The organism is Pseudomonas sp. CP4 (assembly GCF_047758505.1).
Lineage (GTDB): Bacteria > Pseudomonadota > Gammaproteobacteria > Pseudomonadales > Pseudomonadaceae > Aquipseudomonas > Aquipseudomonas fluorescens_AO.
Map to the genome: position 1 here is coordinate 1,599,784 of NZ_CP180489.1, position 17,229 is coordinate 1,617,012.

Consider the following 17,229-nt stretch of genomic DNA (forward strand, 5'->3'; position numbering starts at 1 on the left):
ACTCAAACAAATCAATGAACCTGTGAAAAAGGCGACCCGAGAGATCGCCTTTCAATGAAGCCTTGCGGGCAATTCAATCCGCCAGCCAGCCATACTCCCAATGGCGCAAGTTATCGCCGCGCAGAACATAGTCTCGCAGCACCACTTCACGCAATTCATCGCCCATGCGATAGCTGGCATCCGGATCAGCCAGATGCATGCGGATCGCTTGCAGCCACTCATCGGTCGTGTTGGTCTTGACCCGCGTGCACGGCAAGTAGCCGCGATAGGCCTCGGTATCGGTGCAGACCACCGGAAAACCGCAGGCGCCATACTCGAGCAGCCGCAGATTGCTCTTGCAGTCGTTGAAGATGTGGAACTCCAGCGGTGCCAGCGCCAGATCGAGGTTCAGGCTGGCCAGTTTTGCCGGATAGACATCCAGCGGGATCACTCCGTGAAACTCATGCATGTACGGCAGCAAATCATCCGGGCACATGCCGAAGAAAACCCAGTCCACTTCGTTGGCCAATTCACGCACCACGTCGGCGATCACGGCCAGATCGCCGTGGTGACTGGTCCCGCCCCCCCAGCCGACACGGGGCTTTTTCGAGGTGCGACGCTGGCTGCGCAGGTGTCCCCACAAGTCCTGAGCCAACATGTTCGGCACCACGCGTATGTCGTGGTGCATGTCCGACAGCGCGTTGGCCAGCGGCGCGGTTGAAACGACCACGCGATCGCACAGGCCGATCGCTCGGCGCACCATTCGCTCCATGTCCGACTTGCCCGGCATGTTGCGGATATGTGCATTGCGATGGGGAACGTCGATGACATAGTCGTCGAGTTCGAAAATCCGTCGGGCATTGAAGAACTTCTTCAGCGGCGGGATCTCATCAATGGCGTGCTCTGAGTAGCGCCCCTGCAGGACAATCACATCGGGCGCCTGCCGCTGGATATCGATGATCGACGGCAAGCCGTAACAGATGCGCCCTTCCACGCGGTTGGCCGCTTCCAGTTCGATCATCGGCTGGCTCATGCGATAGTGACCGATGGCTGAAGCGTTGATCGGAACCGCGAGCACGTTCGGCAGTTGCGCCTTGGAGAACGCGCTCCAGCCAGTACGCAGGCCCGGTTCAAGGCTGAAGTTGCTGGCGCCAACGCCCTGCAACGTCAGGTTGACGTTATAGGCCGGGTCGCGCGCAACCAGTGGCAGCCAGCGTTGATAGAAGGTGTCCTTCTCCTCGGCGTGCTGCGCTTGCTCTTGCTCCGTCGCCGCGATAACTGGCTGCGTACCCACCGCCAGCACGGCGTGCGGGTTCATCACCACCAGATAACCGTCGCGGCCAATGCGCAGGCACAGATCCACGACACTGAGCGTTTGCTTGAAATCCTGCTCATCAAGACCGCCGGCCGCTTCGAATACCGATTTGCGAATCATCAGGCAGTCGCCACCGACCGCGCTCAGATCATGCACAGCTTGCAGTCGGTGCATATACCCGTCCGACTGCATCGGCTGGCCGTAGAACGGCAGTCCCGCCGGCCCATTCAGCCCCAGGATGAGACCGGCGTGCAGCACGCCACCGTCCGGGTTGAACAGCTTGGCGCCCACCACCCCGACTTCAGGGCGTTGTGCATGATTGAGCAGCTCATCGAGCCAGTCGGCCTGGGTGATTACCGCAAAGGCGTTAAGCATCAGCACGTACTCACCGCGCGCCTGGCGCGCGGCGAAGTTGTGCACAGCGGCGGCATCGCCCTTTTGCGCATACCGCAGCACGCGAATCCGGTCGCTGCCCAACTGCGCCATGCCGTCCAGCCAGGCCAGCGCTTCGGCGCTTTCGCTGCCGTTGTCGACCAGGAGCAATTCGTACTCGGTGTAGGCGGTTTTCTCCAGCAGCGTTTCGACACAACGCTGCAAGGCGGCAGTCTGGTCCTGAGTGACGATGATCACCGACACCAGAGGGCGCTGCGCGTGACGGTAGTCGACACGATTGAGCAGCCCGTTCTGGCGGATTTCATGAGCAATGCCGAGGCGCTGCAGGTGCGCCTCGAGAATTCGCGGACTTTGCTCCACCACGCCAGGCTCGGTGAGCCATTGCGACAGGTCGAATTTCGACTCCAGCAATACCTCGGCGATATGACCGACAACCTGCAGGCCATCGCTTTCGACCATCCGCCAGAGCATGTCGTGTGGCGCCAGTTCGGCGAACGTTGGCGCAAATCCACCGAGGACGAGGAAGCGTTCGCGCTGGAATGCCAGCGCTCGGCCGACGTACGGATAACTGCGCATGAGGTCGAGGTTGAAGTCCGGCTTGAACGCCGGTTCCGCCGATTCACCGTCGCGCACGCTGCCTTCATCACTGTACAGACACGTCAGCGACCGCGAATGCGCGATGCGATCGGCCATCACCAGCAACGCCGGTGCCACCGGGCGATCTCCCGGTTGCAGCAGATAGAACCAGTCGGCGCCTTCGAGTTGCGGCAACAGCGCATTGATCTGCTCCAGACCGTCATCCTGCAACGGCATGTGGAACACCCGATCCTGCAACACTGCTTCGGTACAGGCTACGGACAGTACCAGCACCAGCTCCGGTGGGTAGTCCTGTGCAGCGAGCGCTTGCAGGGTGCGCTCGAGACCGTCGCGGCTACCCTGTGCATCGATGATGATCGGCACGATCCTCGGCTGCTGCGGCCAGCCAGCAAGGGTTTCCGGCAGCCATTGGCGCTGCGTATCGGTCAGCACCCGACACGCCAGCCACTGCGCATAGAGCTCGCCGAAACTGAAGCTGTCGACACCCACGCCCAGTTCCTGGCGGCTTTGCTTGGTACCAAGGGTACGGCTAAGCGGCAGTTCTTCCCAAACGCGAGGCGACTCGTCGGCCCTGGTCAGTTGCACGTAGCGAACCCAGCCCTTGGCGGGCGCCGACTCGCCGCTGCGTACTTTGAGCATTTGCGAAAGCCACTCGCGTTCAACCTCGGCAGCATCCTTCATCGGTTGCTGCGCGCTCAGGCGCTCAGGGTAAAGTCGCTCGGCGCTCAGGACATTGTTCGACGTCACCATGTTGCCGCGCCGCAACAGACACACGTACAAGGCAAAATCCAGGGTCGCGACGAAGCATGCACCTGCTTCAGTCAGAGCGGGCAACAGTTCGGCGACATCGGCACGCCGGAACAACGCACTGCTGAAACCGCCGAGGACATTGACCGGGAATTTTTCGAAAATGCTCAGCACATCGTCGCCTTTGAGCAAGGCGCTCACAGGTGATAGCGAGCTGTTTTCCAAACGGGCCGGCAGAATGATGTCGTTGGCGTCCCACAGCAGCCGCTGAGCGATCACCAGACTGACTTCTTCGCGCTGTAACTCATGGGCTTGCTGTTCGATGCAGGCCGAATAGAGCAGGTCATCGTCACACAGGAATTTGATGAACTCGCCGCGCGCCTGTTCGAGGCAGGCTTTCAGGTTGCCCACCAGCCCCAGCGTCTGTGGATTGCGAACGTAGCGCACCTGGGCCCCGGTTTGCTCCATGACCAGGCTGACGATGTCCTTGATCTCGTCACCACGACTGTCATCGCACACGACGATGTCGAGATTGCTGTAAGTCTGGCTGACGGCACTGTTCAGCGTGCGCTCGAAAAAGCGCGGATTGAACGCAGGGATGGCAATGCTGACGAGAGGAAGTGAATTCACGGCGGGCTCACAGGCGGTACGAGCCCGCTCGCAAAAACGAGCCCTTGATACCGCAAAAAATCATTAACAGAGGCACAACGTTGGCGGGCGCGCTCGCGCCCGCCAATCATCAGATCTTGTTGAACAGACCCAACTGACTGATCTTGCTGAACGCCAGTTGCGCGGCTTGCAGCATGGTCTGTTGCAGGGTCAGACGGGTCATGACTTCTGCCGGATCGGAATCACGGATCGAACCCTGGGTCGTGCTGTTCGCCGTGGTCAGGCTGTCGTTGGTGATGGCCTGCATGTCCAGGGCCTGGCCGCGCGCACCAATGGTGGTGACTGCGGTGCCGATCTGATTGGCGGCAGCGTCGATGTTGCCGAGGCCCGCCTCCATTGCGCCCTGCAATTTCTGCTTGGCAACCGGGTCGCCGTCAACCGGCGTGTTCAGCGCGGTGATCATCTGGCCCAGTGTGTCGAGCACGTTCTGGGTCTGGTGATTGTTCGGCTGGATCGAGAACTGGTCACCTGCAGCCGGCGTGTTGCCCAGCGCGAAGGTCACACCGGCAGCGGTGGCGTTACCGCCGGCCACCGTGCCCGAGGAAACCGGCTTGCTGTCGGCGGTCACTGGCGCGGCATACAGATCGAAATCGGTGGCGCTGGTGAACTTGAGCACCGCGCCGCCCTGCGGGAAAGCTGCGGTGTAGGCTGCCTGATCGGTGATGGTCGAACCAGTGATCACGCTGGTCGACGGGTTACCCGGATTACGCGTGGTGGTGAACGAGTCCGGCGAGGCCGACAGCTGGAAGCTGTGCCCTGCGATAACGGCGTCCGGATTGGTATCGCCGGCCTTCAGGTTGACGTTCAGCTTGAGGTCGACGCCGCGGAAACTGACGGTCTGATTGGCGCCGCTGCTGTTGCTGATCAGGCCATTTTGGCTGGCCTCGGCGGTCACGTCGTTGCCCAAAGCATCGGTGATCTTCAGCTGGGTGCTGCTGACGAAATCGATGGTGTACGGCTGCCCGGCAGTGAACTTGGCGTCGTAGGTGGCGGCAGTGCCGACGGTGCCGTTGGACAGCACGACACGGCCGTCATCCACGGCTGGTGCAGTCATTTTGGTGTTGGTGCGGCCGGTGTTGATGGTCTGCTGAAACGCATCCCAACCAGTGGTGTTGGTACCTACGGTCATGCCGTCGCCGATGCCCAGATCAATAGTGGTCTGGTCACCGTTGTAGCTGAACGTGCCGTCAGAATTCTTCGAGTACGGTGCGGTATCGGTTTTCGAACCGGAGAACAGGTAGTTGCCGTTGGCATCCTTGGCGTTCATCAGGCCCAGCACTTGTTGCTGGATCTCGCCCATCTCCGAGGCGTAAGCCTGGCGGTCCTTGTCGGTGATCGTGCCGTTGTTCGCGGCCAGCGCAAGTTCCTTGGCCCGTGCCAACGCCGTGGTGATCGAATCCAGCGTGGACTCCTGCACGTTCAACGCACTTTTGGTGGTGTTAACGTTGGTCTTGTACTGATCGAGCATCGCTGCCTGCTGGCCCAGCTGCAGCAGACGCCCGGCACCGATCGGATCATCGGCGGCAGTGTTGATGCGTTGCAGGCTGCTCGCCTCGCTCGCGGTGGCGACAGCCTTGTTGAAGTTACGCTGATAATCCGAAGCTTGCGTTCCGTAATACTGGGCGGTGGAAATGCGCATGAATTACGACTCCTTAAAGGCTGTTGATCAGCGTGGCGAAAGTTTCCTGCGCAGCTTTGATGATCTGCGAAGACGCTGTGTAGTACTGCTGGTACTTGACCAGGTTGCCGGTTTCTTCGTCCAGGTTGACCCCGGAAAGCGAATCGCGGGCACCCTTGGCGTTCTCCAGAATCGCCGTGGTCGCGGCGCTGTCGGACTTGCCTTGGGCGGTCTTGGTACCGACGTTGGTCACCAGGGTGTTATAGGCGTCGGTCAGGCTGATGCCCTTGCTAGCCGAACCGGTGTCCACGGTCTGTTTGGTTTGCAATGCGACCAGTGCCTGGGCGTTGCGGTTGTCCGAAGACGCCGCGCCGGTCAGGTTCATGGTGAAGGTCTCGCCGGATTTCGGCGTGCCGCCCACGGTGGTCTGCACGGTGAAGGTCTTCTGCACGTTCGGCGTGACCGTAGTGTCCATCACCGGGTTGCCGCTGGCGTCGACGATGCCGACTTTCAGGTTCAGCGTGTTCGACTGGCCGGGCACGATGGTGCCGGTGCCGATGGTCGCGCCCTTGGCGTCGACCAGATTGTACGATTGGCTGCCGCCGCTGGCTGCGCCGAACACCAGTTTGACCGGCGTCGAATTCTTCAGCGCCGCCTGCATGTCAGCCTGGGCGGTCGGGTTGTAGATGTCGATCTTGTCGCTGAGCGTCGGCTGGGTGTAAGTGCCCAGACCGTTGGCGCTGGCGACGCCGGTGAGCGGACCGGCCGCAGCGATTTTCTTCGGATCGGTCAGGACCGTCTGAATGCTCGCCGCCGCGTTGCGGGTCGGCGTGATTTTGAACGAGTCACCCGCGCTCAGCGCGCCGCCATTCAAGGCCAGGGTGAAACCGTCGATCACTGGCGGCGGATTGGTCGTGGTGCTGAATGCGCCCAGATCGGTGCCGTCGGAACGTTTGACGGTGTAATCGGTGGCACTGGTGAAGGTCACCTGATAATCGCTGGTGGTCAGCTTGCCGGTGTCCTTGATGGTCACATCGAGGTTGCCCGAACCGGCGCTGTTGCCATCCTTCGCAATGCTGCGCTGACTGATCAGGGCGGCACTGTTGATGTTGTTGAAAATCGCCGCGCCGAAGTCACCGTTCTTGTCGATGCCCTGGGCTTGCTGGCTGTTGATCTGATCGGCAATCACCAGAGCGACGCGACCGAGCTCGTTGAGCGACGGGTCGAGGACTTCCTTGCGATAAGTCAGCAGACCGCCGATTTCGCCACCGCTGATCACCGAAGTGATGTCGATGGTGCTCGAACCGCGATCCATCTGGATCGACATGCGCGACGGGTCGGTCTTGCTCGCGACCATGCTCAGGCTGTTGGTGGTATTGCCGATGACCAGCGGCTGGCCGCTGCCGACATAGATGTCGAAGCTGGTGCCGCGCTCGACGACCTGGGCACCGGTCAGTTCGGAGAGCTGACGCACGGCTTCGTTACGGCTGTCGAGCAGGTCGTTCGGCGCCCCGCCACTGGTGGAGATTTCGCCGATCTTCTGGTTGAGATTGGCGATCGCCGTGGCGAGCTTGTTCACCTGGGCGGTCATGTCGCCGAGGCTGCCGTTGATCGTGGTGTTCTGATCGTTGAGCTGCTTGGCCAGGGTATTGAAACGGCTGGTCAGCGCCTGCGCACCGGTCAGCACCGACTGACGCGAAGTGTCATCGGTGGCCGACGTCGATACGCCCTGCATCGAGGTGAAGAATTTCTGCAGCACACCGGTCAGGCCGGTGTTGGTGTCCGAAAGCATGGCGTCCAGCGGCGTCGCCTGCTTGAGGAACGCGGCCGATTCGCTGTCCAGCGAAGTCGCGGTGTGCAGCTGCGATTCCAGGTACGAGTTGTACACCCGGCGCACGTCGGCCAGGGTCGTGCCCGTGCCGATGAAAACGCTGCCGTACTGCTGCGAGGACTTGGTGCCCTGCACGGTTTGCTGACGTGAATAACCGGCGGTGTCGACGTTGGCAATGTTGTTGCCTGTCGTAGCCAGAGAGGACTGGCTGGCCGACAGTCCCGACATCCCGATATTGAGCAAACTCATGGTTCAGACCTTATTACCTGGTGCCTTATAAAGGCGTGGTGGAGACACCCGCCGCAGCGTAGTTTTCAAAACTGTTCATCTGCTTGGCAATTTGCGAAATCTTCGTCGCGTAGTTCGGGTCGGTGGCGTAACCGGCCTTCTGCAACTCGCGTACAAACTGTTCTGGGTTATCGGCCGACTTCAGCACTTCTTGATAGCGATTGTTGCTCTGCAGCAACGTCACCAGATCGTGGAAGCTGTCCTTGTACGAGGCATAGGAACGGAACTCGGCCGTCTCCTTGACCATCGCGCCATTGCGGAACTCGCTGGTGATCGCGCGGGCCGAATCGCCCTTCCAGTTGCTGCTCGCCTTGATGCCGAACAGGTTGTGGCTGCTGCTGCCATCCTGAGCGCGCATGACCGATTTGCCCCAACCGGTTTCCAGTGCCGCTTGCGCCACCAGATAACGCGGATCGACGCCGATGCGGTCGGCAGCTTCCTTGGCCATCGGTAGCATGGTGTTGACGAATTCGTCGGCGGAACTGAAGGCTTTTTTCGCCGGTGCCAGCGGAATCTGCGCCATGGCGCGGCCGTAGACCTGCATCTGCCCGCCGGCAGCTTTCTGCTCTTCGGCACGGGCCAGCCAGTCGCCGTTGTACAACGCGCCGGAACCGCTGACGGCGGTTGTCGCAGCCCGTTGCGGCAAGGCGTTGGTCGCCGCTGCTGCAGTGGTCGCAGTGGCCACGCTCGGCGCCGACGGCACCAGGCCGGCGAGCAAGCGATCGGCCAGTTTCGGCGGCAGCGCCAGACGCCGCTGATTGATCAGCGCCATGTCGTTGCGATGGGAAATATCGGTGTTGTTCGGCGCATGCACCGAGCGCGATGCCCACAACGGACGCTCGCCGTTGACGCGGGACAGCGGACCGGTGGCGACGGTGCCGGCGGCAATCGGCGTCGGCACGGCGGCGGCCTTGGCCAGCGCTTCCTGCTGCTTTGCGGCGGACGCGGCGGCAGCCTCACCCGGAGCCATCGGTTTGTTCTTCGACATCTGCCGGATCAGCACGTCGGCCAGGCCGATACCACCGCCCTCGCGGGACATGGAAACCGCCAGTTGCTGGTCGTACATTTCCTGATACTGCTTGGCCGCCGGTGTGTTCAGCGGATTGTCCTGGCCGAGCGCTTCGGTGGCCGAACGCATCGACTTGAGCATTTCGCCGAGGAACAGCGACTCGAATTCCTGCGCCACCTTGCGCATGTTTTCGTCGCTGTTCTTGTCGCCGACCTTGAGCTGATTCAGACGATTGAGGTCCGAGTAGGACCCCGAATCGCTGCTGCTGACCAGACCGCTTTTGCGCATATCCATGGGGGCCGGCCTCAGATCACGATCAGGTCGGCTTGCAAAGCGCCGGCCTGCTTCAGAGCTTCAAGAATTGCCATCAGGTCACCCGGTGCCGCGCCGACCTGGTTCACCGCACGGACGATCTCGTCGAGGGTGGTGCCCGGGCCGAACTTGAACATCGGTTTGGCTTCCTGTTCGGCATTCACTCGCGAGCGCGGCACGACGGCAGTCTGGCCGTTGGACAGCGGGCCCGGCTGGCTGACGATCGGGTCTTCGGTGATGGTCACGGTCAGGCTGCCGTGGGTGACAGCGGCCGGCGACACTTTCACGTTCTGGCCGATGACGATGGTGCCGGTGCGCGAGTTGATGATGACTTTGGCGACGGCCTGGCCCGGATCGACTTCAAGGTTTTCCAGGATCGACAGGTAGTCGACACGCTGGCTCGGATCGAGCGGTGCAGTCACACGGATCGAACCGCCATCAATGGCTTGTGCGACGCCAGGGCCGAGCATGTCGTTGATCTTGTCGACGATGCGCTTGGCGGTGGTGAAGTCGGAGCGGTTGAGGTTCAGCGTCAGGCTGTTGCCCTGGTTGAAACCGCTCGGCACCGAACGCTCAACCGAGGCACCGCCAGGGATGCGCCCCGCCGACGGAACGTTGACAGTAATCTTCGAACCGTCACGGCCTTCAGCGTCGAAACCGCCAACCACGAGGTTGCCCTGAGCGATTGCATAGACGTTGCCGTCGATACCCTTGAGTGGCGTCAGCAACAAAGTGCCGCCGCGCAGGCTCTTGGAGTTACCGATCGACGAAACGGTGATGTCGACCTGCTGACCCGGTTTCGCAAACGCTGGCAGATCAGCACTCACCGACACCGCCGCGACGTTCTTCAACTGCACGTTGCCCGATCCCGGCGGCACCTTGATGCCGAACTGCGAGAGCATGTTGTTGAAAGTCTGCAGGGTGAACGGGGTCTGCGTCGTCTGGTCGCCGGTACCGTTAAGCCCGACCACCAGGCCGTAACCGATCAACTGGTTGGAGCGCACGCCGGAAATGCTGGCGATGTCTTTCAGCCGCTCGGCATGTGCAGTGAAGGCAACCGGCAACAACAATGCGGCCAGCATGAGGCTTTTCAGATTCAACGTAGCCACCTAGAAAGGGAACAGCGGGCTGAGGAAGAAGCGGTCGAACCAGCCTGGCTGACTCGTGTCGGCAAACGCGCCGGTACCCGAATAGGTGATACGCGCATCGGCGACACGGGTCGACGACACGGTGTTGTCGGTCGCGATGTCATCGGCGCGGACCATGCCGGCGATGCGCACCAGCTCGTCACCGGTATTGAGCGTCAGCCACTTCTCGCCACGCACGGCAATGATGCCGTTGGGCAGCACGTCGGCCACGGTCACGGTGATCGAGCCGGTCAGGCTGTTGCTCTGCCCCGACTTGGCGTCGCCCTTGGTCGAACGGTCGGCGCTGTAGCCGGCGTTCAGGCTCAGGTCGTTGCTACCGATCGGGTTGTTGGTGGTCAGGCTGGAGCCGAACAGCGAAGTCAGCCCGATCTTGTTGTCGCTGTTCTTGTCCATCTGCGAGTTGGCATTCTTGCTCGCCTGGGTGCGCTCGTTCAGGGTGATGGTGATGATGTCACCGACCCGGAACGCCTTGCGGTCGCTGTACAGGTTCTGCTCGAAGCCGGCCTGATAGATCGAGCCGTTGTTGGCGGCCGCCGGCAACGGCGTGCGCGGCAACACCGGAGCGTAGTAAGGGTCGTTGGGCCTGGGCGTCGGGGCGACGCAGCCCGCGAGCGAGACGACCCCACTCAATGCCAGAACAGATACAAAGCGCTTCATGACCCTACCTCACGGTGTTGCTGGCGACCTCAGGCCGCCCCAAAGACTGGATTACAGATTCTGCGTTACGAACGAGAGCATCTGGTCGGCGGTGGAGATCACCTTGGAGTTCATCTCGTAGGCGCGTTGAGTGGTGATCATGTTGACCATCTCTTCAACGGTGCTGACGTTGGACGTTTCCAGGGTGTTCTGCAGCGTGGTACCGAAACCGTTCAGGCCCGGGGTGCCGATCTGAGGCGCGCCGGAAGCCGCGGTTTCCAGGAACAGGTTGTTGCCCACGGCTTGCAGGCCGGCCGGGTTGATGAAGTCGGCGGTCTGCAGGTTGCCGATCACTTGCGAGGCCGGGTTGCCGGCGATGGTGATCGACACGGTACCGTCGCGGCCGACAGTGAAGGTCTGCGCATCGTTCGGGATGATGATCGCCGGTTCCAGAGCGAAACCGCTGGCATTGACGATCTGGCCATTGGAGTCGAGGTGAAAAGTACCGTCACGGGTGTAGGACGTGGTGCCGTCCGGCTGCAGGATCTGGAAGAAACCGCGACCGTCGATGGCCATGTCCAGCGGCTGCTCGGTGGTTTGCAGGCTGCCGGCGGTGAAGTTTTTCTGCGTGCCGACGATGCGCACACCGGTACCCACTTGCAGACCCGACGGCAGTTCGCTGTCCTGGGTCGACTGGGCGCCTGGCTGACGCTTGATCTGATAGAGCAGGTCCTGGAACTCTGCACGGTCACGTTTGAAACCCGTGGTCGAAACGTTCGCCAGGTTGTTGGAAATGGTGGTCAGGTTGGTGTCCTGGGCGGACAGGCCGGTTTTGGCAACCCATAGAGCCGGAAGCATTCGATTCTCCTCGTGCGCCTGTTTTACGGCGCGACGTTCTGATAATTAGCTGATCTGCAAGACCCGAGCCATGGCCTGGTCGTCGTCTTTGGCGGTGTTCATCATCTTGACGTGCAACTCGAACTGCTTGGCCAGGGCCAGCACCGAAGTCATTTCTTCCACGGCATTGACGTTGCTCGACTCGAGGAAACCCGAGACCAGTTTGACGTTGGCGTCGGCTTGCGCCGGCTGGCCGTCCTTGGTGTAAATCGAACCGTCGAGACCTTTGTTCATGTTCTTGATGTCCGGGTTGACCAGCTTGATCCGGTCGACTTCGGCCATCACGCGCGGACCTTCGCCCATTGCGCGAATACTGATGGTGCCGTCTTCGCCAACTTCGACCTGCTGCTCGGGCGGCACGGCGATCGGGCCGCCGTTGCCGATTACCGGCATGCCGTTGCCGGCGCGCAGTACGCCGAGGGCGTCGATGTTCAGGCTGCCGGTGCGCACGTAGCTTTCGCCACCGTTGGGGTTCTGCACGGCGATGAAACCGTTGCCGGACACTGCGACGTCGAGGTCGCGGCCAGTCTGCACCAGCGAGCCCGGGGTGAAGTCGGTGGCGGGCCGTTCGCTCATGGCAAACGCACGCGCCGGAAAGCTGTCACCGAATACCGGCATCGAACGCGCCTGCTCGAGGTCGCGCTGGAAGCCGTTGGTGGAAATGTTCGCCAGGTTGTTGGCATGCGCCCGCTGCGCCAGTGCGTTCTGGCTGGCGCCGGTCATTGCCACATAAAGGTACTTGTCCACAGTGTTTCCTCTGCATGCCGGACGTTTGCCGCCCACCGCTGTACTGCTCAGCCATAAGCAATTTGCAGACCAACTTTTTATTGGCGGGCAAAGGCCCGGTAAACAAGGGACTTGAGGGGATCGGAGGGGAATTTGAAATGTATCGAAGACGAAAAACCGGCGGTGTCATGCCGGTTGGTGGCAATCCTCAGTTCAGCGGGGGGATGGCGATCCTGTGGCGAGGGGATTTATCCCCGTTCGGCTGCGCAGCAGTCGCCAAGCCTGCAAATGAGGTCGCTGGGAAGGAAAAGCGGGGCGGCTTCGCCGCCCATCGGGGATAAATCCCCTCGCCACAAAGGCTCTATTTAGCTTTCGGAGGTTTTGCCCACCTCATACTCACGCAGCTTGTTGGCAATGGTGGTGTGCGAAACCCCCAGCCGCTTGCCCAGTTGCCGACTGCTCGGGTGCTCGGAATACAAGCGCTCCAGCACCGCTTTCTCGAAACGCCCGACAATCTCATCCAGATTTCCATCCAGGGAAAAATCGCCAAGCGGCTGACGCACGCCATAATCCGGCAGGCGGATATGTTCAGCCTTGACCTTACCGCCGTCGCACAACGAAACCGCCTGGAACAGCACGTTCTCCAATTGCCGGACATTGCCCGGCCAGTGGTAATGGCTGAGGCGATCCATCGCCGCCGGGGCCAGTTTCGGCAGCGGACAGCCGATCTGCCGACTGGCCTGATCGAGGAAGTGTTCAACCAGCGGCGTCAGACCGTCGAGGCATTCGCGCAACGGCGGAATGTGCAGCGACAGCACGTTCAAGCGGTGATAGAGATCCTGACGAAACTCGCCCCGCGCGCACAGTTCGGACAAGTCCACCTGGGTGGCGCAGATCACCCGCACGTCGAGATACACCTCTTCATCACTGCCGACGCGACGGAAGCAGCCGTCCTGAAGAAAGCGCAGCAATTTGACTTGCAAGCGCGGACTCATCTCGCCGACGCCATCGAGAAACAGCGTGCCGCCAGCGGTCAACTCCAGCAGGCCGAGCTTGCCTTCGGCCCGTGCGCCTTCGAAGGCGCCGGGGCCGTAGCCGAACAGTTCGGTCTCGGCCATCGACTCCGGCAACCCGGCGCAGTTGAGCGCCATCAACGGTGACTGTCCGCGCGGACTGGCAAGGTGACAGGCGCGCGCGAGCAGTTCCTTGCCGGTGCCGGTTTCGCCTTCTATTAATAGCGGCGCATCCAGCGGTGCCATGCGTCGCGCTTCGCGGACCACAGCGGCCATGACTTTCGAGCTTTGGAAAATACTGTCGAAGCCGCGCAGCTCTTGCTTGCGCACATTGTAGATACGCTCGCCGACGCGGTCGGCGCGGTGCAGAGTCAATACGGCGCCGGCCATGGCCTCGCTGTCATCGTGCTCCGATTGCAGCGGCGCGATGTCGGCAAGAAAGATGTCGCCCTTGACCTTGACCCGCATGCCGTTGATTCGCGATTTGTTGGCGCGCACCAGTTCCGGCAAATCGAAATCCTCAGCGTAGCGCGACAATGGAATCCCCGGCACCTCATCGACACGCACGCCGAGCAATTGCGCTGCAGCGCGGTTGGCCGCAACGATCGAGCCGCCCATGTCGATCGACAGCACCGGAAATTCCAGCGCGCCGAGCAGCGCATTCAATTCCATATGCCGGCGCTCGCTGGGCATCAGCCCGACGCGCTTGACACCGAACACCCCGCCGATTGCCTCGAATTTCGGCCGCAATGCCTGGAACTGGATGTTGATCAGGTTCGGGCAGTGCAGGTAGATCGCGTTGCCATGCTCACCGCCAACCTCACCGCGGGCAACGTTGATCCCGTATGCCACCAGCAGATTGAGAATATCGCGCAGGATGCCGATGCGGTTCTGGCAGTGGACTTTGATGCGCATAGAAAAAGGCCCGACAAGACTGGAAAATTGACACATCCCCTGTGGGAGCGAGCTTGCTCGCGAAGACGGCGGCACATCCTACATTGATGTGTCAGGTCCACCGCTTTCGCAAGCAAGCTCGCTCCCACAGGGGAATCGCGTTGCGCGCCAAATTGTTTTCTGTCGAGGCACGCAGATAGTTGTCAAGATTATGTGACAGCCCCGCCCCATTTCAAACCCGCCAATCACCGCAAACGCGCATTACCCGACCAAGCGTAACGATAACTTTACGAAATCAGTTGAATTTTCCTACGCACTCACGGCTCAACATGCTGCGCGCCTTCGCACTCTGGGGTATTCCTTTAGCCATCGCTGGACATAACAAAAACGAATTTCCTAGCAGGAGAGCAGCATGAAGCAGACGCAATACGTGGCTCGCGAGCCCGATGCGCAAGGTTTTATCGACTACCCCGCCGAAGAACATGCGGTGTGGAACACGCTGATCACTCGCCAGTTGAAGGTGATTGAAGGTCGCGCGTGCCAGGAGTACCTGGACGGTATCGAAAAACTCGGCCTGCCCCACGACCGTATCCCGCAACTGGCCGAGATCAATAAAGTCCTCGGCGAGACCACCGGCTGGCAAGTTGCCCGGGTGCCAGCGCTAATCCCCTTCCAGACCTTTTTCGAATTGCTTGCCAGCAAGCAATTCCCCGTCGCCACCTTCATTCGTACCCGCGAAGAGCTCGACTATCTGCAAGAGCCGGACATCTTCCACGAGATCTTCGGCCACTGCCCGCTGCTGACCAACCCGTACTTCGCCGAATTCACCCACACCTACGGCAAGCTCGGCCTGCAAGCGACCAAGGAAGAGCGTGTGTACCTGGCGCGGCTGTACTGGATGACCATCGAATTCGGTCTGGTCGACACCCCGCAGGGCAAGCGCATCTACGGCGGCGGGATTCTGTCCTCGCCCAAAGAAACCGTTTACTGCCTGTCGGACGAGCCTGAACATCAGCGCTTCGATCCGCTGGAAGCCATGCGCACGCCGTATCGCATCGACATCCTGCAACCGCTGTATTTCGTCCTGCCCAATCTCAAGCGCCTGTTCGACGTGGCCCATGAAGACATCATGGCCATGGTTCGTCAGGGCATGCAGTTGGGCTTGCACGCGCCGAAATTTCCGCCGAAACCCAAAGCCGCCTGAACCGCGACTTTTGCTGACAATTGCGTCTGTCCGTCGCCGCCACTTTGCTTTAGCGTGACGGCATTGACGGCACACGCGCTTTAATAAAAAACACACTCGTTTTCAGGAATACACCATGTCGACTTTGAACCAAGCCCACTGCGAAGCCTGCCGCGCCGATGCGCCACAAGTCAGCGATGAAGAACTGCCGATCCTGATCAAGCAGATCCCTGACTGGAACATCGAAGTACGCGACGGCATCATGCAGCTGGAGAAAGTTTTCCTGTTCAAGAACTTCAAACATGCGCTGGCGTTCACCAACGCAGTGGGCGAGATCTCCGAGGCCGAAGGTCACCACCCGGGTCTGCTGACCGAATGGGGCAAAGTCACCGTGACCTGGTGGAGCCACTCGATCAAAGGCCTGCACCGCAACGACTTCATCATGGCCGCGCGCACTGACGAAGTGGCCAAGACCGCAGAAGGACGCAAGTAATGCACTTCGACGCCATCGGCCGGGTTCCCGGCGACCCGATTCTCGGTTTGATGGAGGCCTATGCGCAGGATGCCAATCCGCGCAAATTCGACCTCGGCGTTGGCGTCTACAAGGATGCCCAGGGCCTGACGCCGATCCCGGAGGCGGTGAAAATCGCCGAAGCGCGACTGGTCGAAAGCCAGGACACCAAGACCTACATCGGTGGCCATGGCAACCCGCTGTTCGGCAAGGTCATCAACGAGCTGGTGCTCGGCGCCGACTCACAACTGCTCACCGAACAACGCGCCGGCGCCACTCAGACCCCGGGCGGCACCGGTGCCCTGCGTCTGGCGGCCGACTTTATCGCCCAATGCCTGCCGGGCAAAGGCGTGTGGTTGAGCAACCCGACCTGGCCGATCCACGAAACCATTTTCGCCGCCGCCAAGGTTAAGGTCAGCCACTACCCGTACGTCGGCAGCGACAACCGCCTCGACGTCGAAGCCATGCTCGCCGTGCTCAGGGAAGTGCCAAAAGGCGACGTGGTGCTGCTGCATGCTTGCTGTCACAACCCGACCGGTTTCGACCTCAGCCATGACGACTGGAAGCGTGTGCTGGAAGTGGTGCGCAACCGCGATCTGCTGCCGCTGATCGACTTCGCTTATCAGGGTTTTGGTGATGGTCTGGAGCAGGACGCGTGGTCGACCCGGTTGTTCGCGGCGCAAGTGCCGGAACTGCTGATCACCAGTTCCTGCTCGAAGAACTTCGGCCTGTACCGCGACCGCACCGGTGCGCTGATCGTCTGCGCGACCAGCGCCGACAAGCTCATCGACATCCGCAGTCAACTGGCCAATATCGCTCGCAACCTGTGGTCGACGCCGCCGGATCACGGCGCTGCGGTAGTCGCGACCATTCTTGCCGATCCAGAGCTGAAAGCGCGCTGGGCCGATGAAGTGGAAGCCATGCGCTTGCGGATCGCGCAGCTGCGCAGCGGTCTGGTCGAAGCGCTGGAACCCCACGGTTTGCGCGAGCGTTTCGCGCACATCGGCGTGCAACGCGGGATGTTCTCCTACACCGGCCTGTCGCCGGAACAAGTGAAAACCCTGCGCGAGCGGCACAGCGTGTACATGGTCAGCTCGGGCCGGGCCAACGTCGCCGGCATCGACGCCACCCGCCTCGCCTTGCTGGCTGACGCCATCGCCAGCGCTTGCAAATAGTTACTGCAACACAAAACCCTGTGGGAGCGAGCCCTGTGGTGAGGGGATTTATCCCCGACCGGCTGCGCAGCAGTCGTAAACCGTTGATCGCGGAGTGTCAGACATTCCGCGAACGCAGGGTTGGGGCCGCTTCGCAGCCCATCGGGGATAAATCCCCTCGCCACAAAAGTCCACTCCCACATTTGGTTTTTGTGGTCGCCTCCCCTCCCTGCGGCCATCTGTCGCATTAATTCGAATTAAAAGTCTGATTGTCATTTTTCCTGCTGTATCCTGCGCAGGCTTTGTAAA

General features: G+C 61.0%; 12 protein-coding genes. 3 read left to right on the plus strand and 9 right to left on the minus strand.

All coding sequences use genetic code 11. The annotated features are described in order from the left end of the window. Positions 1 to 73 precede the first annotated feature (73 nt). The 9 genes from ACMYUN_RS07105 to ACMYUN_RS07145 form a co-directional block, all read right to left on the minus strand. Entirely contained in the window at positions 74 to 3,661 is a 3,588-nt protein-coding gene (locus ACMYUN_RS07105) for a glycosyltransferase (RefSeq protein WP_415763337.1), read from the minus strand. Positions 3,662 to 3,770: 109 nt separating this feature from the next. Beyond that, a complete protein-coding gene (locus ACMYUN_RS07110) occupies positions 3,771 to 5,339 on the minus strand; it encodes a flagellar hook-associated protein 3 (RefSeq protein ID WP_039761124.1) in 1,569 nt (522 codons plus the stop codon). A 13-nt stretch (positions 5,340 to 5,352) separates the two neighbouring features. After that, on the minus strand, positions 5,353 to 7,398 hold the full coding sequence (gene flgK, locus ACMYUN_RS07115; RefSeq protein WP_073472814.1) for a flagellar hook-associated protein FlgK: 2,046 nt from the start codon (positions 7,396 to 7,398) through the stop codon (positions 5,353 to 5,355). Positions 7,399 to 7,423: 25 nt separating this feature from the next. Next, entirely contained in the window at positions 7,424 to 8,740 is a 1,317-nt protein-coding gene (gene flgJ / locus ACMYUN_RS07120) for a flagellar assembly peptidoglycan hydrolase FlgJ (RefSeq protein WP_129999012.1), read from the minus strand. A gap of 11 nt (positions 8,741 to 8,751) precedes the next feature. Beyond that, positions 8,752 to 9,840 carry a flagellar basal body P-ring protein FlgI gene (locus tag ACMYUN_RS07125; protein ID WP_052269122.1) on the minus strand — a complete coding sequence of 363 codons (1,089 nt, stop codon included), beginning with the start codon at positions 9,838 to 9,840 and terminating at the stop codon, positions 8,752 to 8,754. A 27-nt stretch (positions 9,841 to 9,867) separates the two neighbouring features. After that, positions 9,868 to 10,563 (minus strand): flagellar basal body L-ring protein FlgH, encoded by a 696-nt coding sequence (flgH, locus tag ACMYUN_RS07130; RefSeq protein WP_039761113.1) that lies wholly within the window; start codon positions 10,561 to 10,563, stop codon positions 9,868 to 9,870. A gap of 51 nt (positions 10,564 to 10,614) precedes the next feature. Continuing rightward, complete coding sequence (flgG, locus tag ACMYUN_RS07135; protein WP_016771111.1) at positions 10,615 to 11,400, minus strand: flagellar basal-body rod protein FlgG; 786 nt, start codon at positions 11,398 to 11,400, stop codon at positions 10,615 to 10,617. Positions 11,401 to 11,445: 45 nt separating this feature from the next. Further along, positions 11,446 to 12,186 (minus strand): flagellar basal body rod protein FlgF, encoded by a 741-nt coding sequence (locus ACMYUN_RS07140; RefSeq protein WP_129999011.1) that lies wholly within the window; start codon positions 12,184 to 12,186, stop codon positions 11,446 to 11,448. 344 nt (positions 12,187 to 12,530) lie between these two features. Beyond that, positions 12,531 to 14,093, minus strand: a complete 1,563-nt coding sequence (locus tag ACMYUN_RS07145; RefSeq protein ID WP_415763338.1) for a sigma-54-dependent transcriptional regulator — start codon at positions 14,091 to 14,093, stop codon at positions 12,531 to 12,533. A gap of 391 nt (positions 14,094 to 14,484) precedes the next feature. Between ACMYUN_RS07145 and phhA the strand changes: the two genes are divergently transcribed. The 3 genes from phhA to ACMYUN_RS07160 all read left to right on the plus strand — a co-directional run bounded on the left by phhA (position 14,485) and on the right by ACMYUN_RS07160 (position 16,941). After that, complete coding sequence (gene phhA, locus ACMYUN_RS07150) at positions 14,485 to 15,276, plus strand: phenylalanine 4-monooxygenase (RefSeq protein WP_129999010.1); 792 nt, start codon at positions 14,485 to 14,487, stop codon at positions 15,274 to 15,276. Between the two features lie 115 nt (positions 15,277 to 15,391). Then, a complete protein-coding gene (locus ACMYUN_RS07155; protein ID WP_016771115.1) occupies positions 15,392 to 15,748 on the plus strand; it encodes a 4a-hydroxytetrahydrobiopterin dehydratase in 357 nt (118 codons plus the stop codon). Further along, entirely contained in the window at positions 15,748 to 16,941 is a 1,194-nt protein-coding gene (locus ACMYUN_RS07160; protein WP_415763339.1) for an amino acid aminotransferase, read from the plus strand. Before ACMYUN_RS07155 ends, ACMYUN_RS07160 begins: the two co-directional genes overlap by 1 nt. Positions 16,942 to 17,229: the final 288 nt, after the last annotated feature.

Excerpts from the sequence above, each read along its gene's own strand:
- flgG (WP_016771111.1), bottom strand. The coding sequence starts at position 11,400 with ATGCTTCCGGCTCTATGGGTTGCCAAAACCGGCCTGTCCGCCCAGGAC.
- flgH (WP_039761113.1), bottom strand. The coding sequence starts at position 10,563 with ATGAAGCGCTTTGTATCTGTTCTGGCATTGAGTGGGGTCGTCTCGCTC.
- ACMYUN_RS07155 (WP_016771115.1), top strand. The coding sequence starts at position 15,392 with ATGTCGACTTTGAACCAAGCCCACTGCGAAGCCTGCCGCGCCGATGCG.
- flgJ (WP_129999012.1), bottom strand. The coding sequence starts at position 8,740 with ATGGATATGCGCAAAAGCGGTCTGGTCAGCAGCAGCGATTCGGGGTCC.
- ACMYUN_RS07125 (WP_052269122.1), bottom strand. The coding sequence starts at position 9,840 with ATGCTGGCCGCATTGTTGTTGCCGGTTGCCTTCACTGCACATGCCGAG.
- ACMYUN_RS07160 (WP_415763339.1), top strand. The coding sequence starts at position 15,748 with ATGCACTTCGACGCCATCGGCCGGGTTCCCGGCGACCCGATTCTCGGT.
- flgK (WP_073472814.1), bottom strand. The coding sequence starts at position 7,398 with ATGAGTTTGCTCAATATCGGGATGTCGGGACTGTCGGCCAGCCAGTCC.
- ACMYUN_RS07145 (WP_415763338.1), bottom strand. The coding sequence starts at position 14,093 with ATGCGCATCAAAGTCCACTGCCAGAACCGCATCGGCATCCTGCGCGAT.
- phhA (WP_129999010.1), top strand. The coding sequence starts at position 14,485 with ATGAAGCAGACGCAATACGTGGCTCGCGAGCCCGATGCGCAAGGTTTT.
- ACMYUN_RS07110 (WP_039761124.1), bottom strand. The coding sequence starts at position 5,339 with ATGCGCATTTCCACCGCCCAGTATTACGGAACGCAAGCTTCGGATTAT.